The 25868-nt window shown below is 43.8% G+C and carries 24 protein-coding genes; 3 read left to right on the top strand and 21 right to left on the bottom strand.

The window, feature by feature from the left end:
- Positions 1 to 9: 9 nt before the first annotated feature.
- The 5 genes from F0227_RS03380 to F0227_RS03360 all read right to left on the bottom strand — a co-directional run bounded on the left by F0227_RS03380 (position 10) and on the right by F0227_RS03360 (position 6378).
- Entirely contained in the window at positions 10 to 1758 is a 1749-nt protein-coding gene (locus F0227_RS03380; RefSeq protein WP_171751756.1) for an L-fucose isomerase, read from the bottom strand.
- A 219-nt stretch (positions 1759 to 1977) separates the two neighbouring features.
- Positions 1978 to 2931, bottom strand: coding sequence for an ABC transporter substrate-binding protein (locus tag F0227_RS03375; protein WP_171751755.1), 954 nt, complete (start codon positions 2929 to 2931; stop codon positions 1978 to 1980).
- Between the two features lie 42 nt (positions 2932 to 2973).
- Positions 2974 to 3954 carry an ABC transporter permease gene (locus tag F0227_RS03370; RefSeq protein ID WP_171751754.1) on the bottom strand — a complete coding sequence of 327 codons (981 nt, stop codon included), beginning with the start codon at positions 3952 to 3954 and terminating at the stop codon, positions 2974 to 2976.
- A gap of 4 nt (positions 3955 to 3958) precedes the next feature.
- Complete coding sequence (locus tag F0227_RS03365) at positions 3959 to 5458, bottom strand: sugar ABC transporter ATP-binding protein (RefSeq protein ID WP_171751753.1); 1500 nt, start codon at positions 5456 to 5458, stop codon at positions 3959 to 3961.
- A 179-nt stretch (positions 5459 to 5637) separates the two neighbouring features.
- On the bottom strand, positions 5638 to 6378 hold the full coding sequence (locus F0227_RS03360) for a DeoR/GlpR family DNA-binding transcription regulator (protein WP_171751752.1): 741 nt from the start codon (positions 6376 to 6378) through the stop codon (positions 5638 to 5640).
- Between the two features lie 403 nt (positions 6379 to 6781).
- On the opposite strand from F0227_RS03360, the gene F0227_RS03355 reads away from it, so the two are divergent.
- Both F0227_RS03355 and fucP read left to right on the top strand, forming a co-directional pair.
- The gene (locus F0227_RS03355; RefSeq protein WP_171751751.1) at positions 6782 to 7471 is read left to right on the top strand and encodes a DeoR/GlpR family DNA-binding transcription regulator; all 690 of its coding nucleotides are present in this window, start codon (positions 6782 to 6784) and stop codon (positions 7469 to 7471) included.
- A gap of 80 nt (positions 7472 to 7551) precedes the next feature.
- A complete protein-coding gene (gene fucP, locus F0227_RS03350) occupies positions 7552 to 8850 on the top strand; it encodes an L-fucose:H+ symporter permease (protein ID WP_171751750.1) in 1299 nt (432 codons plus the stop codon).
- A 107-nt stretch (positions 8851 to 8957) separates the two neighbouring features.
- On the opposite strand, the gene F0227_RS03345 is transcribed toward fucP, so the two are convergent.
- The 4 genes from F0227_RS03345 to F0227_RS03330 all read right to left on the bottom strand — a co-directional run bounded on the left by F0227_RS03345 (position 8958) and on the right by F0227_RS03330 (position 12285).
- Positions 8958 to 9701, bottom strand: a complete 744-nt coding sequence (locus F0227_RS03345) for a helix-turn-helix transcriptional regulator (RefSeq protein ID WP_171751749.1) — start codon at positions 9699 to 9701, stop codon at positions 8958 to 8960.
- The gene (locus F0227_RS03340) at positions 9682 to 10467 is read right to left on the bottom strand and encodes a tetratricopeptide repeat protein (protein ID WP_171751748.1); all 786 of its coding nucleotides are present in this window, start codon (positions 10465 to 10467) and stop codon (positions 9682 to 9684) included. Before F0227_RS03340 ends, F0227_RS03345 begins: the two co-directional genes overlap by 20 nt.
- Before the next feature lie 135 nt (positions 10468 to 10602).
- Positions 10603 to 10884 carry a tetrachloroethene dehalogenase gene (locus tag F0227_RS03335; protein WP_171751747.1) on the bottom strand — a complete coding sequence of 94 codons (282 nt, stop codon included), beginning with the start codon at positions 10882 to 10884 and terminating at the stop codon, positions 10603 to 10605.
- A 15-nt stretch (positions 10885 to 10899) separates the two neighbouring features.
- Complete coding sequence (locus F0227_RS03330) at positions 10900 to 12285, bottom strand: reductive dehalogenase (RefSeq protein WP_171751746.1); 1386 nt, start codon at positions 12283 to 12285, stop codon at positions 10900 to 10902.
- A gap of 152 nt (positions 12286 to 12437) precedes the next feature.
- Here F0227_RS03330 and F0227_RS03325 point away from each other — a divergent pair, with 152 nt between their 5' ends.
- Complete coding sequence (locus F0227_RS03325) at positions 12438 to 13325, top strand: LysR family transcriptional regulator (RefSeq protein ID WP_171751745.1); 888 nt, start codon at positions 12438 to 12440, stop codon at positions 13323 to 13325.
- Positions 13326 to 13416: 91 nt separating this feature from the next.
- Here F0227_RS03325 and F0227_RS03320 read toward each other — a convergent pair whose 3' ends face one another.
- The 12 genes from F0227_RS03320 to F0227_RS03265 are packed head-to-tail and all read right to left on the bottom strand — an operon-like array spanning position 13417 to position 25671.
- Positions 13417 to 14424: a hypothetical protein gene (locus F0227_RS03320; protein ID WP_171751744.1), complete on the bottom strand. Its 1008-nt coding sequence runs from the start codon at positions 14422 to 14424 to the stop codon at positions 13417 to 13419.
- Between the two features lie 4 nt (positions 14425 to 14428).
- Complete coding sequence (gene cobU / locus F0227_RS03315) at positions 14429 to 14986, bottom strand: bifunctional adenosylcobinamide kinase/adenosylcobinamide-phosphate guanylyltransferase (protein ID WP_171751743.1); 558 nt, start codon at positions 14984 to 14986, stop codon at positions 14429 to 14431.
- On the bottom strand, positions 14987 to 16096 hold the full coding sequence (locus F0227_RS03310) for a threonine-phosphate decarboxylase (RefSeq protein ID WP_171751742.1): 1110 nt from the start codon (positions 16094 to 16096) through the stop codon (positions 14987 to 14989).
- Positions 16097 to 17074, bottom strand: a complete 978-nt coding sequence (cbiB, locus tag F0227_RS03305; protein ID WP_253822019.1) for an adenosylcobinamide-phosphate synthase CbiB — start codon at positions 17072 to 17074, stop codon at positions 16097 to 16099.
- Positions 17064 to 18461 carry a uroporphyrinogen-III C-methyltransferase gene (gene cobA, locus F0227_RS03300; protein WP_171751741.1) on the bottom strand — a complete coding sequence of 466 codons (1398 nt, stop codon included), beginning with the start codon at positions 18459 to 18461 and terminating at the stop codon, positions 17064 to 17066. Before cobA ends, cbiB begins: the two co-directional genes overlap by 11 nt.
- Positions 18454 to 19254 carry a precorrin-4 C(11)-methyltransferase gene (cobM, locus tag F0227_RS03295; RefSeq protein WP_171751740.1) on the bottom strand — a complete coding sequence of 267 codons (801 nt, stop codon included), beginning with the start codon at positions 19252 to 19254 and terminating at the stop codon, positions 18454 to 18456. Before cobM ends, cobA begins: the two co-directional genes overlap by 8 nt.
- A complete protein-coding gene (cobJ, locus tag F0227_RS03290) occupies positions 19251 to 20075 on the bottom strand; it encodes a precorrin-3B C(17)-methyltransferase (RefSeq protein ID WP_171751739.1) in 825 nt (274 codons plus the stop codon). The genes cobM and cobJ overlap by 4 nt, the downstream gene beginning before the upstream one ends.
- Positions 20068 to 21762 (bottom strand): cobalamin biosynthesis protein, encoded by a 1695-nt coding sequence (locus tag F0227_RS03285; protein ID WP_171751738.1) that lies wholly within the window; start codon positions 21760 to 21762, stop codon positions 20068 to 20070. Before F0227_RS03285 ends, cobJ begins: the two co-directional genes overlap by 8 nt.
- Before the next feature lies 1 nt (position 21763).
- Entirely contained in the window at positions 21764 to 22546 is a 783-nt protein-coding gene (cobI, locus tag F0227_RS03280) for a precorrin-2 C(20)-methyltransferase (protein ID WP_216613311.1), read from the bottom strand.
- A 26-nt stretch (positions 22547 to 22572) separates the two neighbouring features.
- A complete protein-coding gene (cbiE, locus tag F0227_RS03275) occupies positions 22573 to 23832 on the bottom strand; it encodes a precorrin-6y C5,15-methyltransferase (decarboxylating) subunit CbiE (RefSeq protein ID WP_171751737.1) in 1260 nt (419 codons plus the stop codon).
- Positions 23829 to 24482: a precorrin-8X methylmutase gene (locus tag F0227_RS03270; protein ID WP_171751736.1), complete on the bottom strand. Its 654-nt coding sequence runs from the start codon at positions 24480 to 24482 to the stop codon at positions 23829 to 23831. Before F0227_RS03270 ends, cbiE begins: the two co-directional genes overlap by 4 nt.
- Before the next feature lie 46 nt (positions 24483 to 24528).
- Positions 24529 to 25671: a cobalt-precorrin-5B (C(1))-methyltransferase gene (locus F0227_RS03265; protein ID WP_171751735.1), complete on the bottom strand. Its 1143-nt coding sequence runs from the start codon at positions 25669 to 25671 to the stop codon at positions 24529 to 24531.
- Positions 25672 to 25868 lie beyond the last annotated feature (197 nt).

The raw sequence follows: 25868 nt of genomic DNA, 5'->3' as shown, positions 1-25868 counted from the left end.
AAAAGATAATTACTTATATAAAGGACCGAAGTTACTGCACGCTCGGTAATCTTGCCCCTCTGCGTCTTGGCCAAATGCCGACCATGTATGAGGACGGAAAATATCTTGGCTATCAACATTGTGCATAGAGACAGGAATTCGAAGCATTGCGGCTAACGAAATAAGATCCGCACCATGGTGTCCGGAAGTTATAACGCAGTGGTTAGCGCCCCAGTTCGCCATAACGTCATAAACATTCTTAAAGGCTCCTTCACCCGTAAGACGAGGGACAAACCAAGTGGTTGGCCATGTTGCGTTGGTACGTTCGTTAAGCGTGTTATGCACCTCTTCCGGCAGTTCTATTGAATGCCCTTCGGCAATTTGCAGCACCGGGCCTAAGCCATCAACTAGATTGATACGGTGCATGGTAAATGGCATACCACCTTCAGTTAAAAATTGAGACGAGAAACCGCCACCACGGAAGTACTCTTCAATGGCTGGGCACCATTTTGTGGCGTTTAGCGACGCTTCCACATCTTGCTGAGTTAACTGCCAGTGCGGTTTCATCACTGGCTGGCCCTGCTCATCTCGTGCTTTACCTGCACCGTCAAGGGCAGCAGATCCAGAGTTAACAAGGTGGAGGAAACCAATCTCAGGACGATACCCGGTTACACGCTCAACCGCGTCTTGAGACCAATAGGTACGAACATCATGGAATATCTGCGCCTCGCCGGTAAGTAGCTTGCCGAACATCATATTGACACCATTCAAGCTGTCATTTTCCGTCGCTAGGCAGAGTGGCTCGCGAATCCCATTCCAGTCAAAAGAAGAGTTAAGAATCGCTTCGGAGAAATCACCATTTGGTAAGTGATCCGTCCAATGACGTTGACCTTGGAAACCACCTAAAATTGCGTTGTGGCCAAGTGACTCTTCACCAAATCCAAGCTCTGCTAAGCGAGGATTACCATTCATCAAGTCACGCATAATCATGGTCATTTTCACCACAGTGGCCCAATCTTCCGCTTTACGCTCTTCGGTAAATGGTGTGCCGTTGTAGTCTTTGCCTTCTTTACACCACTCTTTTACCCAAGACAAAGCAAGTTCCAGCTCTTCTTTGTCGTAAACTTCACGATCCAATCGACGTTTGATTTCCATCATGTCGACATATTCATTACGCATTCCAAGGTATTTTTGGAAGAACTCAGGGTTAACCACCGAACCGGCAATTCCCATAGAAACCGATCCCATGGATAGATAGGATTTACCACGCATGGTTGCTACCGCTAAACCAGCGCGACAAAAACGTAGAATTTTCTGTTGTACATCGGCAGGAATAGTTTCATCCCCTGCTTCTTGAACATCTTCACCGTAGATAGAAAAAGCAGGCAATCCCACTTGAGAATGTCCAGCCATTGCCGCCGCGAGGTAGACTGCACCAGGACGTTCGGTGCCATTAAAACCCCAAATTGCTTTAGGTGTATGCGGGTCCATATCAATGGTTTCTGTGCCGTAACACCAGCAAGGAGTGACGGTCATGACTAGGCCAACATTTTCGCCTTTGAATTTCTCAGCACAAGCTGCCGCTTCTACAACGCCGCCAATGCATGTATCTGCAATGACGCATTGAACACTCTCACCATTAGGGTGACGTAGATTGGCTTCAATAAATGCAGCCGCTCGCTCAGCCATGCCCATCGTTTGGGCTTCTAAAGACTCTCGTACACCCATACGACGACCATCAATGGTAGGACGGATGCCGACTTTTACTAGGTTTGTCATGTTTCTATTCCTGTATTAACGTTCTAGTCCTGCATTAATGCGACTATTTTGCATTAACGCCATATGGCTAGTTATTTCAGTTCTACTTGACCAGAAATCTATCACTTAGTCTGCGGAATCAGACTCATTCTGGGCAGGTAGCTAATAAAATTCATATCACTGAGCAGATCCTAGAGACATCGGCTCGCGCTAATGCCTCTAAAATTAACTCGTTAACGGTTATTTTTTACCGAACGGATAAAGCAATGTTTGCATTTCAGGGCTATCAATATTGTCTGCTGTAATCACTTTTACAGGGATATCCATTACTGGTGGTACGTTTTTACCTTTAAGTACCGCGTATAATGTTTTTAGTCCTTGATAACCGATTTGATAAGCATCTTGTACAACAAAACCTTGGATAGTTCCCGCCTTCAAAAAGCTGATAATGCCTTCCGTGCTATCAAAACCCACAACCAATACTTTGCCAGCTAAGTTCATGCTATCGATCGCATTTGCAACACCCAGTGTCGCCCCTTCATTAGTCGCATAAACAGCCGCTAAATCAGGATTTGCACGGTACATATCAATGGTTTTATCCATGGATTTTTGCGGGTCACCATCACTATATTGAACTTCTAACAAATTGATTTCTGGATAGTATTTTTTCATCGCGTCGATAAAGCCATTTGAGCGTTCAATCGCACTTTGCGTACCAGCAACGTGAGCAACGATACCAACCTTGCCTTTACCTTTAAGCATTTGTCCTAACGCCATTGCCGCGTCACCACCCGCTTTAATGTTGTTCGTGGCGATGAAACTCTTTGGTATATCTGAATTAACGCCAGAGTCAAAAGTGGCAATCTCAATACCTCTCGACTTCGCCTCTTCGACTGGAAGCACCAATGCATTTGAGTCTAAAGCCGCAAGTAAAATGGCTTCTGGATTCCTCGCCATCATGTCTTCCATCAGCTGAATTTGCTGAGAGATTTGAGTTTCATCCGCAGGACCAACAAAGCTAGTTTTGATGCCTAACTCTTCCGCAGCAGTGTCAGATCCAAGTTTCACTGTTTGCCAGAACTCATGTTGATACCCTTTACTAACAACAGGAATATAAATTTCATCTTTTGCTTGCGCTGTACCAAAGCCGATAGCAGCAAGTGTCAACATTAGTGGTAATTTAATAAACTTCATTGATGTTTCTCCGTGTATATAGGATATAAAGGATTAATATTGTTATTTCATTTTCTTTCTTAGTGTGTCTAGATAAACCGCTGCAACAACCACAATACCCATTGCAACCATTTGCCAGAATTGAGAGACCCCCATTAGGTTAAGTCCGTTTTTAAGGATGCCCATAATCAACGCACCGATAATGGTTCCGCCAATTGTTCCGATACCACCCATAAGGCTGGTTCCGCCGATAATTACTGCTGCAATAGCTTCTAACTCATACCCAACACCAACCGTTGGCTGACCAGAATTTAGTCGAGACGTTAAAATGACACCGGCAACACCTGTTAATAGCCCGCAAAATGAGTAAACAAACATTTTGACCTGGTCGACCTTGATGCCTGATAAGTGAGCAGCATCTTCACTGCTGCCTACCGCATAGATGTAACGACCAATCACTGTGCGCTTCAAAATATATGCAGAGATAAGAGCGATGATGGCAAAGTAGATAACAGGGTAAGGAATCAGATCGAACAGGCGACCTTGCGCCAGCATTCTGAATGTTGGGTAGTCTTGAAAATAAAGAGCTCTACCGTCAGTTAGAACAAGGTTGATTCCTCGCACTGACATCATCAAACCTAGGGTAGCGATAAAGGGTGGAATGGCTGCGCGAGTAACCAACAAACCGCTTAAGCAACCACATAGCAAGCCCGCTAGCGCCCCGGCAATAACACACATCCATAGCGGCAAACCTATTGATGCGGCTAATCCAACTGCCACACCTGAAAATGCCATGACGGAACCAAGGGATAAGTCAATTCCTGAGGTGATGATGACGTAAGTAACACCAATAGCCATGATGCCAATAACAGCGGTTTGTAATGCTACGGTCAGTAGGTTTGACACATTCAAAAAGTAAGGTGTAGCAAAACTAAAAAATACCATTAATAGCACTAGGCTAATCAGCGGAGCTAGCTTCATTAGAAGCTCTTTGTTTATCAATGTTTCTTTTGGAGCGATTGATGGTTTTACATTGGTAGACATTTTCTTATCCTTCTAAAGTGGCATATTTCATGATGTTTTCTTGAGTGGCACGTTCGGCTTCTAACTCACCTGTGATCTTGCCGTTACGCATCACCAAGATACGGTCAGACATACCTAATACTTCAGGCAGTTCGGAAGAGATAACGATGATGGATTTACCTTGCGCGGTAAGCGTATTTATGAGTTCGTAGATTTCCAGTTTTGCACCGACATCAATGCCGCGTGTTGGCTCGTCAAATATAAGAATCTCAGTATCTTTACAGATCCATTTGGCGATGATGATTTTCTGCTGATTACCGCCACTCAAATTCCCAGCAAGCTGGTCTAAATCAGGGGTTTTGATCTTCAATTTATCTTTCAAATCTTGGCTTACTTCATGACATGCAGCCTCGTCAATCACCGAAAACTTATTCGAATACTCTTTATAACTACTGAGCATGGTGTTGACATTGACGGACAAACCTAGTGCTAACCCTTCTTTCTTTCTGTCTTCAGTTAAATAACCAATACCAAGGTCGATTGCCGAGTGAACGTTCTTTATCTCAGCGCGTTTTCCAAATAGGGTGATTTCACCGCTGTCTATAGGATCGGCACCAAATAGAGCCCTAGCGACTTCCGTACGCCCTGCCCCCATAAGCCCGGCAAACCCTAAAATTTCACCACGTCTAAGGTTGAAATTAATGTTAGACAGAACCCCTTTTCGGCTTAAGTTCTTAACCTCTAATACCAGTTCATCACTCGGTTTATTGTGTCGTTTCGGAAAGATATCGCCGAGGTCGCGACCAACCATCATTGCGATCAGTTCATCAATAGTGGTTTCAGCATAATTAACGGTGCCAATATAGGTTCCGTCTCGCATCACCGTTGCTCTATCGGCGATCTGCACCAACTCTTCTAACCTATGGGATATGTAAACAATGGCGACACCTTGCGCCTTCAGCATATTCGTTACGTCAAACAGGCTTTTTATTTCACTCTCTGTTAGCGCCGCGGTTGGCTCATCCATAATTAAGATTTTGGCATTAACAGAAAGCGCTTTTGCAATCTCAATCATCTGCTGTTGCGCTACTGTTAAGTTTTCAACTAAAGTGTCGGGTTTAATATCAAGATTTAACTTGTCTAAAATCTCCTGAGCCGCCTTTTCTTGCGCAGCTTCATCAAGCATCCATTTATTAGCGCCACGAAACTCTCGACCAATAAATATATTTTGTGCAACGGTCAGTTCAGAAAATAGATTAAATTCCTGATGAATAATGGCGATGCCTTTATTTTGGGCGGCAATAGGAGAGCGAAGCTCCACATAGTCCCCTTCAAAGTGAATCTTACCTTCGTTAGGAACATGGACACCGGACAGCACTTTCATTAAGGTCGATTTACCTGCGCCGTTCTCTCCCAACAGTGCATGAACTTCCCCACGTCTTAAATTAAAATTGACGCGATTTAGCGCTAATACACCGGGAAATTTTTTGGTGATGTTTTCCATTTTCAAGATTGTAGTATTCATAAAATTATCCTTTATTTACCTCACCAATGGGCACATCCAAAGAGAACTTAGTTACGTTTGACATATTTATTCCTCAATATTGCTTTGTATATTTCAGGCAAGATTATCCCTCGACCGAACACTTAATATTCAGCCAAAACTAAAATTTTAGGTATATATATATTTTATTTATATAGACATCAGTTAACTACAACATTATTTTCTTTTAACGTCATAACATCATCTTCTGCAAAGTTTAAATTAGTAATTAAATGGTCTAACGCGTTAATATCACAAACCTTCAGCAAGCTTCTCTTATTTACCTTTGATTTATCCGCAATAAGAACCACTTTATTTGAAATTTTAATTAATGACTTTTTGATCTCATGATTATATTCATTAGAATCCCAAACCCCACTATTAAAGTCGACACCAACACAGGAAATAAAACAGACATCAAGTGACATCTTATCTAATGTTTCTCTCGCAATAGACCCATAGAACGATTTATATTTCTCAGAATAATTCCCACCCAAACTTATAATATCTATATTGGTTTTCTTTTCTAGTGCATTAATAATGTTAATTGAGTTAGTTACTACCGTGCACTCTATATTTGGTAGCGACTGGGCCAATAACCAACTTGAAGAACTTGCGTCGAGCCCTATCACTGAATGCTCATTAATTTGACTTATCGCCATCTCCACCAGCTGTTGTTTGTCTCCAACATTGCTTTTTGCACGTTTTACAAATGATGTTCCAATATCGTTAGTATCTTTGCTTATTGCTCCACCATAAACACGAACCAGCAAACCTTTTTTATCAAGCAATTTTAAGTCGCGTCTAATTGTTTCAAGTGACACTCCAAACATGTTGGAAAGTTCGTCGACTTTTACTTCACCCGTTTCATTAAGTAGTTTGCAGATTCTAGTTTTTCGCATTTCGTTTCCTCTCGAAGTGGGAGAATAATAAAATCTTATTTATAGTTTTTCTTAGACTCTCGTCACGAAATGACCGTTTTTGCCTGTTTTTGCGATCTATGACCGTTATTTATCTCAATAAATGCCCGTAACGGGCATTTTGATGGCAAGTCGGGCACTAATTTGGCCTATTTTTGATGAATTGATTAATGTTAAGTTGCTAAAACAGAGAAACGGCTAATGCTCATTTAAAAATCGGGAGTAAAACCACGATTTCGGGGATAATAAATAGACTAAAGACTCAACAACAGTCATTTTTTGTGGCATTCGTTGACAATCGGTCATAAACGGGCACAATGTGACTCCTGTCTAGGTTTTCTATTTCAAATACGTTTAGTATCTTTTACCCACAAGAGGAGCAGTAATGCGCAAGAAAAAAATTGTTGACTACGTTAATACCAACCAAGAAGCTACTGTTGAAGAACTGGCTAATATGTTTAACGTATCAGTGGAAACCATTAGAAGAGATTTAAAAGCTTTAGATGAGAAAGAGCTATTAATTCGAGTTCATGGTGGTGCCACTATTAAACAAACAAATGATGTTGGTACCTCGTTTAACAATAGAGCAAAGAACAACATCGAAAGTAAGCAGCTTCTTGTTGATGAAGCGATGGGCGAAATTTCAGAAGGTGCCGTCATTGGGCTTGATGCGAGCTCTTCAAGTTGGTTATTTGCTCAAGCAATGCCAAATATCTTATGCACAGTTGTGACCAACTCTATAAACGTAATATTAGCTTTAGAAAAAAAACGTAATATCAGCATCATTAGCCTCGGCGGTAATTACTCCGAAAAATACAAAGCATTTTACGGAAAAAATGCCAATGACAATCTGCGAGAAATGAACTTAGATTTGTGCATTATTTCGTGTGTCGGTTTTAGTGAGTCTTCTGGTGTATGGGACTCTAACGAATATAACTGTGATATTAAAAAGACATTAATATCCGTTTCTGATAAATCAATATTAATTGCAGACAAATCGAAACTGAATAGAAAAAGTCTCCTTAGAATATGCAACTATTCAGATATAAACTTAGTCATTACGGACGCAATATAGTGAGTTAAGCACTATTTATTAAAGCGTCACATTACAACAGAAAGCACTTTATATACTCAAGTGACCTCAAGGATTGTAAAATGTCGGATCTATTATGCAACACACATTATAAAAATAGTGCAGAAGTTATTCCTCAAAAAATTCGAATTGCCTTCTGGTTACTTTGCACCTGTTTTGCCATGTGGGGCTTAGCAAATAATATGACTGATGTGCTTATTGCACAGTTTCGTAAAGTTTTTACTTTAACAGATATGCAATCTGGTTTAGTACAAACCGCATTTTATGGTGCCTATTTTGTGCTGGCATTACCTGCGGCGCTGTTTATTCAAAAATACAGTTATAAAGCAGGCGTCCTTCTCGGCTTAGGGTTATTCGCCGCTGGATCACTGCTTTTTTACCCGGCTGCTCAAGCGATGGAGTATATGCCGTTTTTAATAGCGCTTTTTGTTCTGGCTGGCGGCTTATCTATTCTAGAAACCAGTGCTAACCCCTATATTCTAGCCATGGGCCCAGAGGAGACCGCTACTCGCCGACTAAACATTGCTCAAGCCTGTAACCCTATCGGTTCGATCACTGGAGTGGTGATAGGTAAGTTCTATATTCTCACCAAACTCGACTCTGCCACCGATCAAGAGCGCCAAGTCATGCCAGCTGAACAACTGGCTGAGATTCAAACAGCAGAACTTAGCGCCGTAATGACGCCCTATCTATTGGTTGCCGCGGTTATCGTCTGTATCTGGCTTGCTGTCATGTTTACCAAAATGCCTAAGATTTCTGACAACAGCTCTGCCGATGAAAAACATGACTCTATAACCGCGACTTTTGGTCGCCTAATAAAACGTAGCCACTTCACCAACGGCGTTATTGCGCAGTTTTTTTATGTAGGCGCACAAATTGGTTGTTGGTCATGGACCATTCGATATGTGATGAATGAAGTAGGCGGTACAGAAGCAGAAGCATCCAGTTATTTACTCACTTCAATCATTGTTTTCTCTATTTCGCGCTGGGTTTGTGTTGGCTTAATGAAGTATATGGAACCACAACACCTGCTATGCGCATTATCTGCATTCGCCACACTCTTTATATCCGTAATTATGTTTGTCGGTGGTGAGATGGGAGCATACGCGCTAGTTGGCGTCTCAGCGTGTATGTCGCTAATGTTCCCTACTATTTTTGGTTTATCTTTGCGTGATCTTGGCGGTGACTCTAAGTTTGGGGGCAGTCTGCTTATTATGGCGATTCTTGGTGGTGCATTACTTACCGCAATTATGGGACAAATATCTGACTCTCACGGTATTCAAGCCTCGTTTGTCGTTCCTTTGGTGAGCTTTATCTACTTAGTTTATTTCGCTGCCGTTGGTCATAAAGTCAAAGTATAGCGTGGCCTATACTCAAGTGCTCTTAAAGCGCTGGATTCGAGTAGCATCAACAGTTTCGATTAGAGAATGTCACATGGACATTCTCATTTATCTCAAAATCGGTTGTCTTAACTGATGATGCCTTTGCGGAACAGTTCTGCAATCAAGTTCCCTCGGTTTTTCGCTCCAAGCATTTGTCTCATCGCTTCAATATGGTATTCCACACCCGAACGACTTATATGTAACTTCTCTGCCATTACTCTGGTAGAAAAGCCTTCAGCCATCATTTTTGCGATATGAATTGCATTGTCACAAAATGTCCCTCTCACTTTGTATAGATTAAAGCCCTTCCCCTCAAATGCCATCCATAAGGTGTAGATCTTATTGGCAAGGGCAACGAGCTTATCTTGAAAGCGATGCAGAAATAAGCTTGGGTTAAAATCCGATTCTGAAGAGAAGCTGAAGCAGACTGACGCTTTCCAACGATCTTCTATCTCATCACTCACCGGCACTAAAATCGAGTAGCTGTTTTCGTATTCAACATTAAAACGACGACTGAATTTTTTTAGCGCCACCTGCTGCTCTTTCTCAATTAACGAACTGTTATGCAGTATTGGTATCTTTGCTGTTAACGCTCGCTCAACGTTATTGTCGTTATAACTTAAAAAAGGTGGAGGGCATCGCCAAACATACTCAACGGGAACATCCTTGGTGGAATATACCAACGTCATGTATTGAAAATCTTTTTCTTTGAATTGGGTTGTCGCGCGATCGTCTGTTCGCAAGCCTCCCCAAATATCAAAGCTGGTTAGCTCTGCACCATCAAATGTTATCGTTTCATCTTTCCAGTGATTAAACAGGGGCAGGTTCATTTTGGCACCACTCCTCAGCACGTTGTTTTGCTTGCTGTTTCTCTATGTCGTTCAACGTGAAAAGCACATCACTCAATAACTCTTTCAAATTCGGCATGCCATAATAATCACAGAAAAAATACAAGCTATAAGCTTTGATTACATCCTTATTGATACCAAAACCATGCTCTAACATCGCCCCCATCACTAAATATGCAGGCAGATATTTTTGCTCCATCGCTAGCACTATATTTTTTCGGGCAAAAATATAATCTGTTGGCACCTCTTTACCTTGGTAGTAGATGACTCCGAGTCGATATTGAGCAAATCGGTCCCCCGCATTGGCGGCTTGCTGTAATAGCTCTATCCCTTTAGCGACATCTTTATCCACGCCTTTCGCTTCTAAGTAGCAATCTGCGAGATTTGTTTTTGCTTCCATCACCCCTTGTTCGGCTAATTCAATCAGAAGTTCTGTTGCTTGATGATGTTTATCTTCATGTCGATACAGAGTCGCCAAAGCAAATTTCGCCGGAACAAAACCGCTCTCCGCGGCGAGAGTAAACCAGTCAGATGCCATGCTCAGATCTTGTTGACAATAGCGACCTTCTGCATAGAGAACACCTAACTGATATCTCGCTTCATCTAAACCTAACTCAGCGGACTTATGCAGCAATTCAATCGCGGATGCGACGTTAACTGAACGACTATTTTGTTTCATTTGGTCAGCGGCTTGTTTGTAATAATCAAGTGCTCTATCTGACATTTGTTGTGCTTCTATCTTTGACATAGGCGATCTACTTTGTTGACTTTTGATACTCAAGCAACCTCTAGACTATTGTTTCTCAAGCATTTTTCATTCCTGCATCTGGAGGTCACTTGAGTAAATCACGTTCATTAACAGCTGATTCATCTATTGATGGCGCTAACCTTCGGTTTTATTTGGAGCAATCTGGGTACGCCAAGTTACAACGAATATGGCGATAGAGATTAGACCAAACATAATTAGCCCCATTGCCCCTGACTGAGGTTCACGCTCAACGAAGGATGCCCACGACCATGCAATGCAAAACCACATACCAATAGCAGAAGCAATCAGACCAAGAGTCGCAATGATATTTAGCTTATATTGGCTAGCTATTTTTCTATATCCTACAAATGCCGCCACCGTTAACATTCCTAGCAGGTACCACATCAATGCCATCATAATTAGTTCTCCTTATCACACTTCTATATCTTTGCCGGTTTTCCAGAAATCATGAACCGCTTGCTCATCAAACACATTGCCGTAACCAAACAGCTCATCCATCACTTTCATAAAGGTATGAATTGGGCCACCAGTATAGGCGTTCGATGCATCGATCAATCTGTGATGCCAGAAATCAGGCTTGTTCCAAGGACAAGCAGTTAAGCAAATAGCACAATCGGTACCGCTATCTACCCAGTACTTGTAGCACTTCTTAGCGTCGTTATAGAATTTCTTCACCCCACGCTGGTGATGCCATGAATAATTGGGGTCTTCGCCATTTTCATACGTTGGTTCCCAGCCTGGCTCGTCATCCATAGTAATTGCTTGAGAAGGACACTTCTCCGCACACAATTTACAGTTTTGACAGAACTCCATGATGCCGTAGGTTTTTGGCGTATCGTATGCCTCCTCAGGCAGTTCCATATCCGTATAAACTTTGGCAATTCGAACCCGGGGACCAAATCGAGGCGCCATTAAGTGACCATTTCTCGCCCCTTCACCTAAACCAGCTTCGATCGCATAAGCCACGCTGTTGCCTAGGTCGTTTCCTGAAGCAACTGCTTGATAACCCAACCCACGTACGAATGACGCCAAACTGCCGGCAACCGTCGCCATTTTTGAGTACCCCATGCCGATTGCAGCGCCCGAAACAAATGAAGGAGCTGTCGCCAACGCTTCATAGTCTTCATCCACCAAAACCACAATGACGCTTTTAGGCTTAAACGGAAACTCATCCCATGAAACTTCACGCTCCTCTTCATAGTCGTACAACGGATCCCAGTTCCACACCTTATGATTGCGGGTGATGCCACAACGTGCAGCGCCTAACAACCTTGCGGCCGATTTGATGCTTTGATTGGCGTCTTCTCCACTCTCAAATTGCCATTTGTGAGGCATCAAACCATGCTGTTCCCAACCATACACTCCTGAGTTAATGGCTAACCGAGGAGAGCCGTCGGCTAAAGTATCATTCATAGCCCAACCGGCAATTTCCAGCGCCAAATCTAACTGACGCATCCCCGGTTTACTGTTGTCCAAACCCACCATTGGGCTAAACATGTTTTCTTGAAAATTCCAGCCTCCAGCAAAGTTTTGGTTTCGCTCTGGGTATTTTTCTCCCAGCGCTTTACTGCTGACAAACGCCCAAACCGAATTTTCCTGAGCCATCGGTTTTAAGACGTCAGGATCAATCGGTACTGGAAAGTTTTTATGGCTTTGGCTTTCAATTTTATTGCTCGCATAAGCGCCAGTTGCACTGACACCTGCAATTGCGGCCGCTCCTAGACCTAATTTAAAAAAATTACGACGGGAGTTGTCTTTAATTTCATTTGTACTTTCAATTTCAGTTTCTTTTGACATAATAAAATCTCGTTTGTAAAGATTTATAAATAATGTGTATTAAGCAATGGATTTATATCCCACGTTTATTTATTAACGAAATCAGTTAATGTTGGAAATGCCAACATATTGGAATACAAATGATAATCACTTTCAGAAAAGGCCTACGCTAAATGAAAGATTTTAACTACAATCAACTTATTTCTTTTGTTGAGGTCGCCTTATATTTAAATATTTCTACAGCCGCGCAACATTTAAATAAAAGCCGAGCAACAATATCAGAACATATTGAATCACTCGAATTTGAACTTGGTCACAAGCTTTTTTATAGAAGTGGTAGAAAAATCAGCCTGACTCCATTTGGTGAAAAGATACTCAGGCCATCCATTTTACTGACGCGACAAATATTTACTTGGCAAAACACTGTTGAGAAAGCGAACCCAAATACAGACCACAACTGCATTCGTCTCGCTTACGATAATGTTATGCCCAAGAAAGATATCAAAGGTTTAATGGAACACTTCCATCATCAAGGAATAGATATAGAGTGCGTTTCATTAAGCTCAAATATATCAACCGATCTGCTTACTAAAAAAGCGGTCGACATTATTATTGCGCCTAACGAAGATGAAAATATAAGTGCGGAAGTAAGACGTGAAATTGAATGGAAAATAATTGGTTCAATGCCGTACCGATTTTACGCCCATCGCGACTATTTTAGTGAAAAAAAAGTTGAACTCAGCCAATTGCTTAGCAAGATTCAAATATTGCCAAATGAGTATCAAAATAAAAGCAGTGATGAAAAATTTATATTTTCATCTAACAATAAGATTATTAATGATCTCGATCTACTTAGGAGTGCACTAGAAAACAAAATGGGCTGGGCATTTTTGCCAAAGCATATACTTGCCGAACAGTGGAACGATATCGAAGAGTTTCAGTGCTCTCTTGGCAAAGAAGGATTTGTGACCCCAATTTTAGCAAGGTGGCGTCCCGGAGAAGAGGTCATTATCTCGTCAGTATTGACCTATTTTGAACAAAATGAGGTGTCGTTTCCATAGCGACGACAACGCCATATCGGCTACAAAGGTATGTCTGCGCATAGAGTGTCATTATCATCTCATGGGCGCAGACTATGTTTTGTTCCGTTTTTTACTCTATCCAATGTGCCACGGCGTTATCAAGGCTGGCTATGATCTGCTGTGAAGAGAGGCCTTGCTGTTCTGCATAGCGTAATGTTGCGCCAAGACCGCAACCCTCTACCACATAACCTCTCTCATACATTCTAATCGCGTCATAACGTGAGTGATTAAAATCAACAATAGGTGTCACTAATTGACTGTTTTTAGGCAAATAACGAGCAGAAAAAGTAGCGTCTGTAGAGTCCATAATCCATCGTGTGGTCGCAATATTTATCCGCTCCACCCGTGACGTTTGCATAGCAATGACAGGCGCAAAAAACATGGTTCCCCCAGCAAGATTAATCTCTGGCAATCTATTTGCTAACAATGCACAAGTTGCCCGCTGAATAGGGTCAGACAGGGACTTATCATTTAAAAATAGCGACACATCCCTTGCAAAGTCACAAGTTTTCGATAATAGCTGCCGAATCAGTTGCTCTTTTCGGGTTAACTTTATTGGGTCTTTAGTGCTACCAGCCAACAACATCTCTTTGCTCAACCAGTGCTTTAACCAGACAGTGGCGTAAGTGGTTCCACCAATACCTGACTCAGCGATGAGATGCTGCTCATTCATGGCCGCTTCTCGCTTTAACTCGGGCACCATCACTGAATTTATCAGTTGTTGTTCTTCGCCACATTCACATTGATGAACCACCACATCATCCAGCTTGCTGTTGGTGAAATCGGGGAGATGATCTAAGCCGAGCTGGTAACAGTGTAAGCGTATCTTAAAACCTTTCTTTTGCAGAGCAGTCAATATGCCATGCACCAAAATCGCCGGAGTAACAGAACCATTGGTTAAGCACGGTGAAGGCAAAAAACGCCCCTTCAGAGGGGTATTAGCTTGTCCACATGCTATTAACTCGGTATCACGAGTAGGGTGATACTTCATTAACCCCTCCCCTGCACCAGCATCGCTAACAAGATGCAGATCTTTAATGGGAGCAACACCGTTAAAAGTAAAGTAATTCAACCACATGCTTTTATGCCTTGTCAGTTTCATCTTTTAAATGCAGATCTTTTAGATGCATAGGTAAACCGGCAGTCACCAAGGTAACTTTAGCAACTTGAGCGGCAATTGATTGGTGCAACCATCCAGCTTCATCGACAAATTTACGGCTTACTTCTCCCATTGGAACGATGCCACAGCCCACTTCATTACTAACTAAGATAACTTGCCCAGGCAGCGAATCTAAGGTCGTAAGAAACTCCGACTTCCACTCACTCCACGCTTTTTCTGTGGTTGAAAATAAGCAGTTACTCAACCACAAAGTTAAGCAGTCAACCAGAATACAGTTATCTTCGGTACTGTTGTCTTTGAGAGATTGCGCGAGTTGAAGTGGTTCTTCAATTAATTGCCACTCTGCCGGACGCTGACGCTGATGGTGCTTAACTCTTACTGCCATCTCTTTATCACCTACCTCGGCAGTAGCAATATAGATAACCGGTTTATTGGACAACGCAGCTTGACGTTCAGCGTAACCACTCTTACCGGAGCGAGCACCACCCAAAACTAACTCAATATGAGGCCTTATCTCCATTTATGCGCTTTCCTTTCGTTTATTCACGACTTGTTGTAAACCCTTTTCTAGCTGTTGCCATTGCTGCGGGTTTGCAGGTAAACCGAAGCGAATCGCGTTTTTCTCATCGCATAATCGGGTCAATATTTTTTGCTCGCACAATAATCGGTGGCAAGTCTCTGCGTGATCAAGATAAACCGTGGTGAATAAATCTGTACCACTAAATTTTACTCTTGAAGACGATCTATCTACCGGAGCTCTATTTCCTGCTGATGACGGGTTGATGGAAAAATGATCAGCTAAAGGGTACAACTCAAGTAGCTTTCGTAACTTCTTCATCTGCTCATTCAACCGAATCCGGTTCTGCACCTGCCAAGAAGTATCTTGTAATGCCTGACGAACAACCCAGCGGCTTGGCCCAGTTACCGTCCATGGGCCTAAATACTCTTGCACAATCTCTAGCAATTTATCACCCGCAAACAGGAATCCGACTCTTGCACCTGCCAGACCAAAAAATTTGCCGACAGAGCGCAATACTACGCAGTGATCAAACGAAGAAGTAACCGGTAACAGAGAGCCATTTTCAACACTGTCACCGAACGCTTCATCAACAATTACAAAGCCGTTTTTACTCTGCATAGTTTCAGCAAGTTGCTGCATCTGTTGTTGGCTATGAAGCACACCTGTTGGGTTGTTAGGGTTAATCATCAACACAACATCCGATCTTTCTATCTGCTGTTCGCTAGGATAATCATCATAGAACTCTATTTGCCAAGCCTGATCAAAATAATGAAAAGATTGCCAAGCATGCTGATGCTCCTTATAACCCACCCGAGGAATCGCGATAACTCCGCAATAACCAAGTTGTTTAGTGATGCAAGCGGGTAAAGCCATAATGGCTGCTTGAGAGCCCGCGACAACTAAAGGTTCAATTGAGGCAGCATAATAGTGCTTCGCCGCTTGCTCTAAGCCATCATACTGTTCAGGTAATCGATTCCAGCACTGTTCGGGCATCTCTGTCATCGGATAAGTAAAGGGGCTGACACCTGTTGATAAGTCCAACCATTCACTCACATCGCTGTTCATCTGTTTTGCTATGGCAAGCAAATTTCCACCATGAGTCATCGCCATTTAGGAGACTCCAACCAATACTGTGACTAACCAAATGTAACTCAATGTCATGCTTCCTCTCGTCACCAACTGATTGGCTTTAAAGATGGCTCGCCAGTCAGCGACCTCTCCCACTCCCATCACCTTCTTATCATGTAACACACCATGGTAGTAGGTGGGCCCACCTATTTTTATATTTAAACTGCCCGCTCCCGTGGTCATCACAACGCCACCATTAGGACTGGCACACTGTTTCGCCTGATGCTTCCAGCAATGGAAACCCTGCTTAATGTCCCCTTGAAAGGCGTACACTATGGCCGTTAGCCTTGCAGGTAACCAACCAAGCAGATCATCGATTTTGGCGCTACACCGACCAAACAGTAAATAGTGTTCTGTTTTATATCCCCACATGGCATCTAACGTGTTTGCTAGCCTTAACAGCACCGCACCCGGAGCACCGAGCAATACCATCCATACCATCGGCGCAAAGACCGCATCGTTGCCGTTCTCTAATACTGATTCCACCGTAGAAGAGACGATCTCTTTCTCGTTCATCTGCTCGGTATTACGGCTAACAATCATAGAGAGTTGATATCTGGCGCTCTCTAAATCACCGGTTTTTAACGGCTGATAAATATTATCCGCATGTTGAATCAAACTTGTACCGCCCAGTGCCAGATAGCCAATAAGTGTATTGAACACAAACCACAGCATAATGTGGATGTTCGCTAACTTAACCGATATCAGCAGAGTGATCACAACCAATGGAACCACAGCAATCACCCAAGCTAGACAGCCTTGAACTAAAGGGGACACAAAGGTTATCTTTCGACAACTATCTTCAACTTTACTCGCCCACCAGCCAAAGCCAACTAATGGATGATAGCGACTTGGCTCTCCCAGCAGTTTATCCAGCCAAAGAGCAACAGGTACGCTAATGGCAATGAGGACAATTGCCACATCACCCGTTAATGACGGATTCATTACATCAAGCAACATCAGCACAATTTGTCCGTAACTGACGAGTAGATAGCTCGTCACCCTCTTCAAAACGACTCTCATTGATAACGGCATGCTGCGAATCATCAAGCAGTAAGCCTTGATCGATTGCCCACAACCTTGCGTTTTCATTCAAAGGGACAGTTTTTGCTTGAGTTAATGCATCAGCATGATGCTCTACAATGGATTGAGCCACGGCGATATCATCCACTAACAACCAATCGATATTCGGCAGTGCATACTCTAGTGGCTGGCTATGACGGCGACCAATTTGATAGTAATTTTGCTGGCTCTCAAACACTTTATTGTGCTCTAAGGTCAATATCATTGACTGTTTGCTGATGGGCTGAGCATTTATGGCGAGATCCGCCAGAGCTTTCACCACATGTTTATCATCACTGCAAATAGGCATAGAGAACTGGCGAATATCCCAACGATTTTCTCGTAACGATTGCCACCACAATTTAAACGTTGCTAAATCTTCAAATGCCAACTCTTTTTGGATTTGAAAAAACGCTAACTCTTCAGCATCGATAAAACTGTCCGTCGGCAAATAGTCGATATCAATGACTTCTGCTCCACTGTTTTTCAATGCCCGCTTATCTTCATGCTGACCACATATCAAAAAACGTTGCCCAGCTAATGGCAAATGCTTACGCCAATCTAACTGCTCTGCTTGGGTAACAACGTCTCCGATCACCACTAAAGCTGGTCCCGATTGAGGAGAACGGTTCACTCGTTCACCAATATTTTCCAAGGTACCAGTAATACATTGATGGTCCGCACTGGTGGCGGATGAGATAAGTGCCACAGGGGTATTGGGGTTACGACCACTCTCAATCAGATTTTTAGCATGCTCTGTCAGTTTTTTTGCTCCCATATAGAGCACGACAGTGCCACCGGTATCCTGCTCCGATTTCCATGACTCCATCGCTTTCAAATGCTGATGACCACTAATAAAAGTAACGCTAGACGCTACGCCACCGCTGGTTAATGGAAAACCTGAATAAGCGGCAGCGCCCAGTGCTGCGGTTATACCGGGGACAATTTCATAGGCGATATCGTTATCAATCAGCTCTTTACACTCTTCCGTTGTACGGCCGAATATACATGGGTCACCCGCTTTTAAACGCGCAACCGTCTTCCCTGCTAAAGCGTACTCCATCACATCAGGATGCATTCCATAATTAATATGGCAGTTCTGATAACCACGATAACCAACTTGATGCAACTTAACGTGAGCAGGAACGCTGGCTAAGATTGCCGCACTAACCAGTTTGTCATAACAGACTACATCGCATTCCGATAACAGTTGCTTTGCTTTACAAGTCAGTAGCGCGGGATCCCCGGGACCTGCGCCAATAAGGTACACCTTACCGTTAGTCATGAGTGACCTCCTGCTCCTTATCTGCTGTTACCGTAGCAACGGTGGCCTTTCGACAAGCGTGAGAAAAGCTTGGGTCATACAGCTTGGAGTCGACAAAATCATCAATAGCAAAAACCTTGCTCACGATTATCATGGCGGTAGAACGGATATTGGCTTCATGCATCTTGTCTGCGATATCTGCCAGCGTACCACGAAGTATACGCTGCTCTGGGTGAGACGCCTTCTCCACCACCGCTACCGGCCAAGTTTGCGGATACACATCACTTAACTCTCTGACCACTTTGCGGATCAAAGTCGCACTTAAAAACAGGCATAAGGTCGCTTCGTGAGCAGCCAAGGATTTTAAGTTCTCTTTGTCTGGTACAGGAGTGCGGCCTGATGCTCTTGAAAGAATGATGGTTTGGCACTCTTCTGGTAAGGTCAATTCTTGTCCCAAGGCCGCAGCGGACGCTTGAAATGAAGAGACACCAGGAATGACTTTCCAGTCAATGCCTAGATCGTTTAAGCGTCTAGTCTGCTCGGCAAGTGATGAATAGATAGACAAATCCCCTGTCTGCACTCGGGCTACATCATGTCCCTCTTTTTGAGCTGTGGTGTAAACCGCGGTAATGGCGTCTAAATCCATATCGGCTGAGTTTAAAACCAACGCATCAGGTCTAGCTCTCTCTATAACCGCTTTAGGTACTAGACTGCCGGTGTAGAGTACAACAGGACAGCTCTCCACTAGTTTGGCACCTTTAACAGTAATTAGGTCCGGATCTCCGGGGCCTGCTCCAATGAAATAAACGGTCATACTGCTTCTCCAGTTTCTTGTTGTTCTATATTTTTTAGTGCTTGTCCCGCACGTTGCCCTTGCTTGGTTGCGCCATCTTCTAGTGAGTATTTTTTGTTATACCCTCTTGGAGTCACTATCCAATCATCAAATCGATAGCTGCTGCTATTACCAACAATAACCGCCGCATTCATGGCAAACTCTAACTCAACGAAATGTTCTAATGTTGATAGCTGAACCGACTGTTCATCTCTATATGCTGCATTCACCACCGCTACAGGCGTCTCTTTGCTGCGATGCTGCAATAAGATATCTCTCGCTTCGACGATATGGTTTTGACGTTTCCGCGATCTAGGGTTGTAAAAAGTAATCGCGAAATCCGCTTCCGCAGCCGCTTTTATACGCTTGATAATCACAGGCCACGGCGTAAGTAAATCGGACAGGGAAATTGTGCAGCTATCATGGCCAAGTGGAGCCCCAACCAAAGACGCACAAGCGTTGGCTGCGGTTATACCGGGAACCGTTTCAACTGAAATATCCAATGATTGTGACGAGATAAGTTCAAATATCAGTGGAGCCATGGCGTACATACCCGCATCACCAGAGCACACGAGTGCGACATTCTTTCCTTCTTGAACCTGCTTTATTGCGCTATCCGCCCTTTGCCACTCTTTTGTCATGCCACTACGCACCAATGTCTGGTCGGTAAGCAGAGGTTGAATCAACTTAACGTATAAACCGTAACCCACCACAACATCAACACTCTTAATAACCTGCTGAGCTTTAACTGACATGTGTTCCAAACTGCCGGGCCCTAAGCCCACCAAAAATAATTTAGCCATTTGCTGATTCCTGTTGTGCTGAACGCTCTTCTAACGATGAATTATCCGATGATGTCTCTTCAATTTGGGCTGTAGTCTGTAACTCTTCTGCTGGGGCAATCACCGCAAAATGCTCATCACCAAGTCGTTGATGTAATGGCGTATTATCAGCCAGAGCATTGAAAACAACTCGCCATTTATCTTCTGATATTTCTTCAATATTTTTTAGCCAGAGTCCGTCATTAATGGCGGCTTGCCCTTGCTCATGACGTTGATATATCACCATGGTTGCTCGATTTCTGCATGCTCCTGCGCACATGGTACGGGAGATTTTGATACGTTTATTTCCGGCACCAAGTCCCATCTCTTTCAATAACGTTCTCAGTTCATGGGCGAGATTTTTACTGCCCGCCTTAGCACATCGGCCGCCTTCGCAAAGTAAAATGTGGTGACTGTGATAAAGCATGGGTCGATTGAGGTCTACATGTTTAGGTTTACATTGATAACCCTCAACGACTTCGTTTCCATAGGCGTTCAGTTTTATCGGCTCTGGTTTAGCACCGTGCCCGTGGTGACGTTTTTTGTTTAACCAGTTTTTTCTGTTCTGCTGAACAAGAGACTCACTAAATTCGCGACGACAGCAGGCTAAGGTCATGTTGTAACCATCCTGCTTAAACACCCACTTCGCAACCACTAACGAGTTAGTTTTACTTAGCGTTAATGCGGCCGCTTCAGCAACCGACTGGCTCCCAGTGACTTTTTTGACATATTCCGACGGGTTTTCAATGCCTTCTGCACTATCAAGAACGGCAGGCGCGAAGGTATCAAATGACCATTGATTCTGTTCTGCAACCGTAATAATCCCCTGCTCATCACTTTTCAGATCGATACTCGAAAGAGCCGCTACTGAGTCGAGGCTAAGGTTAAACTGCTGGCTAAACTGCGCTAAACCCTCTTTGATCACTGAGGCTGGTGTATTTCTGTCACATCCTATGCCTAGCACCAAGGATTTTGGACGCCACAACACCCACTCTTTTTGCCAATTTGGGATAGAAACGTCTAGCTGATCGCTAATGACAATCGCCCCTTGAAAATCAGAGGGATTGATACCTTCAACAGTATTGTGACAAACAATGTGCGCAGGCATACGTTTGTCATACTTCCACCACTTTCTCTCTCCCGCTTGCTGCACAATAACAACCGGCTGATCATTGATCACCGCAGCAGAGACACCCGTAATGTGTTGTTCCGTTTTACTGTCCAGTTGCCAACCAAACGGAGCGCCTAACATATCCACAGAAACACTTTCAGACACATCTGAGGCGGTTGTGATCACTGCCGTCGCCTTCACGATATGTGCCACTCGTTCCGTTAATGCATTGGCACCACCACGGTGACCCGATAACAGCGAGATAGCAAAGTTGGCTTGCTCATCAAGAGTCACCACTGCCGGATCCGTTCGCTTATCGACAATTAATGGCGAAATGACACGGCTGACAATTCCAGTGGCGCAGATAAATATATGCGCATCAAAATGTGCAAACTGTTGCTCTACAAACGTCGAAAGAGGAAAACTAAGCAGTTGTGACTGATCTCCTTCCTGCCGCCCTACTTCTGCGACAAACAGCTGAGAATAGGGTAACTCCTGCTTTAACCGACGCGCATGCTTTGCGCCATGTTTGGTAATGGCATATATGGCAATGTTCATGCTAGTCAACCTTAGCCACTGAGCCGTCTACACCATTGCCCCGTAGAATGCCCCGACGAGAACGAATAGATAGCTGAACCATAGAGAAATAGCGGTGCCCTTCAGGAACCTCCTTCAAATTGCTATAGATCTGCTGCTGTTCACAACTGGCATGAGAGACATAGGTAGCACAGTCTAAAATATCCAATTCTTCTAGTTTGGCAATCAGAGCAGGGATCATTCGCCCTGCTTTGATCAACATAATGGTGTCAAACTCCTTCACCAACTGAGAAAGACACTCGATACCATAAGTCGCGGGAACCACACAAAAGCGTTCTTGGCCGTCAGCTAGAGGGATTTTAGTCGCGGCAGGAACCGCAGTAATTGAAGTGACAGCCGGAACAATAATCGGCTCAATATGCGGAGCCAACTGTTGTAACTCTTCTTGAATATAAGCCCAAGTGCTAAATACTGAAGGATCACCTTCAGTAACAAACACAACGGATTTTCCGTTTTCAATATGATCGAATATTTCCCTTGCGGCTGTTTGCCATGCTGGAACATTGATCGATGCATCTCGGGTCATTGGAAAGTGCAAAAAGCACTTCTCTCCCGCTATATCCGACTCGTTGATCGCTCCTGACACAATCTCCCACGCAAACGAGTCAGCTTGACCTTTATTTTTTTCTGGAATAGCAATAATGTCTGCTTGCTGAATAAGTCTTGCGGCTTTTAGTGTTAAAAGCTCACTATCCCCTGTCCCAACTCCAACTGAATATAATTGGCCTTTTGTAATAGTTTTCATCTTTTTCTCTCCAATCTATTCGGATATTAATTTTCTGTAGCTGAGGATTGCTCTAGCGACATTGGTTTTGTAAATGTAAATAGGTGAATCGGATTTTCTGCCTGATACCGCATGTAATGAGCAAGCGGTTGAGTTTGTGAGATATTAACCAACTGAACGTCCATATTGAGTTTTTGCTGCTTACTCCACTGATACACTTCAGCCACGGTATCTAATGTCACCGCAGAGACCACTAAGCGCCCATTTGGTAGCAATTTATGCCATACGAAAGACAAAATATTCTCCATCTCTCCGCGGCTACCCCCGACAAAAACGGCATTGGGTGAAGGGAGTTCCAATAGAGCTTGAGGAGCTTTCTCTTTGACTAACTGGAGATTATCTGTGCCGTGAACGTGGAGATTATCCTCAATAGCATCAAAACAATCACTGTTACATTCCACAGCAAATACCTGTTTTTTCCAGCACTGCTTCGCGGCTTCAATCGCAACAGATCCCGATCCTGCCCCTATATCCCACATCACATGATGTCGATTGAGTCGCAGCTGGCAGAGTACTAAATGTCGCACTGACTGCTTGGTGATTAAGCCTTTATGCGGGACACGCTTAGCAAAGCTCTCGTCATCGGAGAACTGTCCCTGCCCTCCCCAGTACGTCCGTTCACCACGTTTTGCCACCAGAATATTTAGCTCATCAAATCGCTCGGTAGAACTCGCTAATTCCGCGACGGTTAGCGTGGTAATTTTCTCCCTACTGCCCCCTAGCTGTTCGCAAACAGACAACTGCCAGTGATTCTCGTTAAACGTTTGAAGGTGTTGCGCGATCACTTGCGGTGTATTCTTACCGTCGGTCAAGATAGCAAACAGATCACCTTGCTGTAATCGGCTGACAACACCCTGCAGTTCTCGACCATGAAACGATAAAAACTGCGCATCAGACCAAGGTAGAGCCAGTCGGGAAAAGGCCAACTGAGCGGAGCTCGAAGACGGAATAAAAGCGAGCTCCTCACTGGCTACTTTTTTAAGCAGTGTAGAACCAATTCCAAAGAACAGTGGGTCGCCGGAGGCCAGTACAACAACCCCTCCCTCTTCGCTCTCGTCGATAACTTGACTGAGCCAGGATGAGAAGCCTTGTGACATATCTAAAAATGCACCTTGGTATTGAGGAAACCAATCTAGATGCCTTGCATGCCCTGCAACGACTCTTGCCTGAGTAACCGCGCTCACCGCTCGGCTGGATAGGCTCATGCATCCATCTTCAGGTACTCCGACTACGGTTATTCTGATCATACGCTTTGTGCCAATAGCGCATGAATGGTTGAGACGACAATTGGACTTCCACCTTTACGGCCAACGCTGGCAATATACGCTACGCTACTTTGTTCAATTAACGCTTGTTTTGACTCTACCGCTTTAACAAACCCAACAGGAATACCAATAATCAAAGCAGGATTAATCTCTTTGTTCGCCACCATCTCTAATACTTCAAACAGAGCGGTAGGCGCATTACCAATACCAATAATCGCGCCATCCAATAGCCCAGCATCTCTTGCTTTGCGCATAGACCAAATGGCACGCGTATCACCCCGTTCTTTCGCTGTTGCGATAACATCATCATCACCGATAAAACAGTGAGTCTTGTTGCCATACACTGACAACCTTTGGGCGCTCAATCCACTGGTGATCATGGTGACATCACTAACAATCGGGCACCCTGCCTTTATGGCTTCTATGCCTTTCTCAACCGCTCCTTCACTGAATCGAAACAGAGAAGAAAACTCAAAGTCACCAGTAGTATGAATGGCACGTCTAACCGCTTGCCATTGATTATCCTGAAAGCTATGCCCGCCATGAATCTCGTTAATTTCACGATCGATAATCGAAAATGAACCTTCTTCTATTTGTCGCCCTTGACGGGTCATCTGTTTCATTTTGTCCATCTATTTTCTACCTTAGTTATTATTATCGAGTCGTTACTCGATCGGCTCATTCCGTCAACCGATCAGCAATATCAACTCTTTCTTCTGGATAGCAAGCTAACAAGCTTCCATCAAAATCAATAAGTAGCACGTTGATTTGCAGTGCATCCGTGGTATACGCCATAGCGTGTTGATGCGTTTCCTGACATAAGCGGGTGAAGTAGTGGCCATGCTCTTTCCCCCTCAATAGGTCTAGAACATGTCGACCAGTATTGGCCTGTTCAATTTGTCTACAAAGTGGCTCAGATATTCCCTCTTCACTGGCAATATCAGCTAAACGGGTAAAATCTATGGCATGCCCAGAGACGTGTGTCATCATTCGACCGGACACCAACTTGGCCATTTTTCCTATCATGGCAACCATGGTGACTCTTTGTAGTGCATAGCGCTTCGATGCTCTGAGTCCTACGCCCAGAAAATCGCCCGCCTGAATAAATGCCATAGTTGAAAGTTGTGGCAGCAATGCCATAGCAGCTTGTTCCGAACGACTGCCGGTGGTTAATACCACATGATGGTGATGATTGGCTTGCGCGATCTGAATCGATTGTCTCACTGAAGCCGAAAACGCTGAGGTGGAGTACGGTTTTACCGTTCCTCTGGTACCCAGAATCGATATTCCACCTATCAACCCTAGTCTTTCACTGATGGTCTCTTTAGCAACCTCTTCCCCCTTGGGAACACAGATTTCCAGCTCTAATCCAAACTGTATATCGCGATTATTCTCTGTTTGTGTCCACTCCAAGGCTGCCATCTCTAGAATATTGCGCTTTGGTACCGGATTAATAGCAGGTTGCCCCACTGGTAGCTCTAAACCGGGCAATGTAACGACCGCAACGCCTTTGCCGCCAATCAAAGAGATGCCGCTCCCTCTGGTTTTTCTAGCAATACATTGAATTTCAATACCATGAGTACAATCAGGGTCATCGCCAGCGTCTTTAACCACTCCAGCAATAACTTCATCCGACCCTTCAAGGCGTGCTAATGCAAAGGTAACAAACTCTCTATTTGGCAGTTGTATTTCAATATCCTTAAATGGTTGTCCATGAATAAGATATCTCACTGCCGCTCGCGCTGCCGCTGCCGCACATGCTCCCGTGGTGTATCCACCGCGCAGCTCTGTTTTACTGGCAGAACGCTTTAGTCTTCCCACGAGATGTACCGCTTAGTTAAACAAAGAAAATTGGGATGGCCGCAAATATGGCCATATGATGCTTTTGCCACAAGACAGATATAGATAGTGACGAGTTGCTTAATACTGCCACTCTATTTATGTCAAAAGAGAAGGTTATTGCCTGACTGCCCATTGCATCGTTACCTTAATGTATGGCTATCTTGATATTTCGTTAT

Origin of the sequence: Vibrio sp. 99-8-1, from assembly GCF_013114595.1 — a bacterium.
Classification (GTDB): Bacteria; Pseudomonadota; Gammaproteobacteria; order Enterobacterales; family Vibrionaceae; genus Vibrio.
Note: the sequence above shows the minus strand (reverse complement) of the source record. Positions and strands in the feature narration are given on the sequence as shown.

Excerpts from the sequence above, each read along its gene's own strand:
- F0227_RS03380 (WP_171751756.1), bottom strand. The coding sequence starts at position 1,758 with ATGACAAACCTAGTAAAAGTCGGCATCCGTCCTACCATTGATGGTCGT.
- F0227_RS03375 (WP_171751755.1), bottom strand. The coding sequence starts at position 2,931 with ATGAAGTTTATTAAATTACCACTAATGTTGACACTTGCTGCTATCGGC.
- F0227_RS03370 (WP_171751754.1), bottom strand. The coding sequence starts at position 3,954 with ATGTCTACCAATGTAAAACCATCAATCGCTCCAAAAGAAACATTGATA.
- F0227_RS03365 (WP_171751753.1), bottom strand. The coding sequence starts at position 5,458 with ATGAATACTACAATCTTGAAAATGGAAAACATCACCAAAAAATTTCCC.
- F0227_RS03360 (WP_171751752.1), bottom strand. The coding sequence starts at position 6,378 with ATGCGAAAAACTAGAATCTGCAAACTACTTAATGAAACGGGTGAAGTA.
- F0227_RS03355 (WP_171751751.1), top strand. The coding sequence starts at position 6,782 with ATGCGCAAGAAAAAAATTGTTGACTACGTTAATACCAACCAAGAAGCT.
- fucP (WP_171751750.1), top strand. The coding sequence starts at position 7,552 with ATGTCGGATCTATTATGCAACACACATTATAAAAATAGTGCAGAAGTT.
- F0227_RS03345 (WP_171751749.1), bottom strand. The coding sequence starts at position 9,701 with ATGAACCTGCCCCTGTTTAATCACTGGAAAGATGAAACGATAACATTT.
- F0227_RS03340 (WP_171751748.1), bottom strand. The coding sequence starts at position 10,467 with ATGTCAAAGATAGAAGCACAACAAATGTCAGATAGAGCACTTGATTAT.
- F0227_RS03335 (WP_171751747.1), bottom strand. The coding sequence starts at position 10,884 with ATGATGGCATTGATGTGGTACCTGCTAGGAATGTTAACGGTGGCGGCA.
- F0227_RS03330 (WP_171751746.1), bottom strand. The coding sequence starts at position 12,285 with ATGTCAAAAGAAACTGAAATTGAAAGTACAAATGAAATTAAAGACAAC.
- F0227_RS03325 (WP_171751745.1), top strand. The coding sequence starts at position 12,438 with ATGAAAGATTTTAACTACAATCAACTTATTTCTTTTGTTGAGGTCGCC.
- F0227_RS03320 (WP_171751744.1), bottom strand. The coding sequence starts at position 14,424 with ATGTGGTTGAATTACTTTACTTTTAACGGTGTTGCTCCCATTAAAGAT.
- cobU (WP_171751743.1), bottom strand. The coding sequence starts at position 14,986 with ATGGAGATAAGGCCTCATATTGAGTTAGTTTTGGGTGGTGCTCGCTCC.
- F0227_RS03310 (WP_171751742.1), bottom strand. The coding sequence starts at position 16,096 with ATGGCGATGACTCATGGTGGAAATTTGCTTGCCATAGCAAAACAGATG.
- cbiB (WP_253822019.1), bottom strand. The coding sequence starts at position 17,074 with ATGTTGCTTGATGTAATGAATCCGTCATTAACGGGTGATGTGGCAATT.
- cobA (WP_171751741.1), bottom strand. The coding sequence starts at position 18,461 with ATGACTAACGGTAAGGTGTACCTTATTGGCGCAGGTCCCGGGGATCCC.
- cobM (WP_171751740.1), bottom strand. The coding sequence starts at position 19,254 with ATGACCGTTTATTTCATTGGAGCAGGCCCCGGAGATCCGGACCTAATT.
- cobJ (WP_171751739.1), bottom strand. The coding sequence starts at position 20,075 with ATGGCTAAATTATTTTTGGTGGGCTTAGGGCCCGGCAGTTTGGAACAC.
- F0227_RS03285 (WP_171751738.1), bottom strand. The coding sequence starts at position 21,762 with ATGAACATTGCCATATATGCCATTACCAAACATGGCGCAAAGCATGCG.
- cobI (WP_216613311.1), bottom strand. The coding sequence starts at position 22,546 with ATGAAAACTATTACAAAAGGCCAATTATATTCAGTTGGAGTTGGGACA.
- cbiE (WP_171751737.1), bottom strand. The coding sequence starts at position 23,832 with ATGATCAGAATAACCGTAGTCGGAGTACCTGAAGATGGATGCATGAGC.
- F0227_RS03270 (WP_171751736.1), bottom strand. The coding sequence starts at position 24,482 with ATGGACAAAATGAAACAGATGACCCGTCAAGGGCGACAAATAGAAGAA.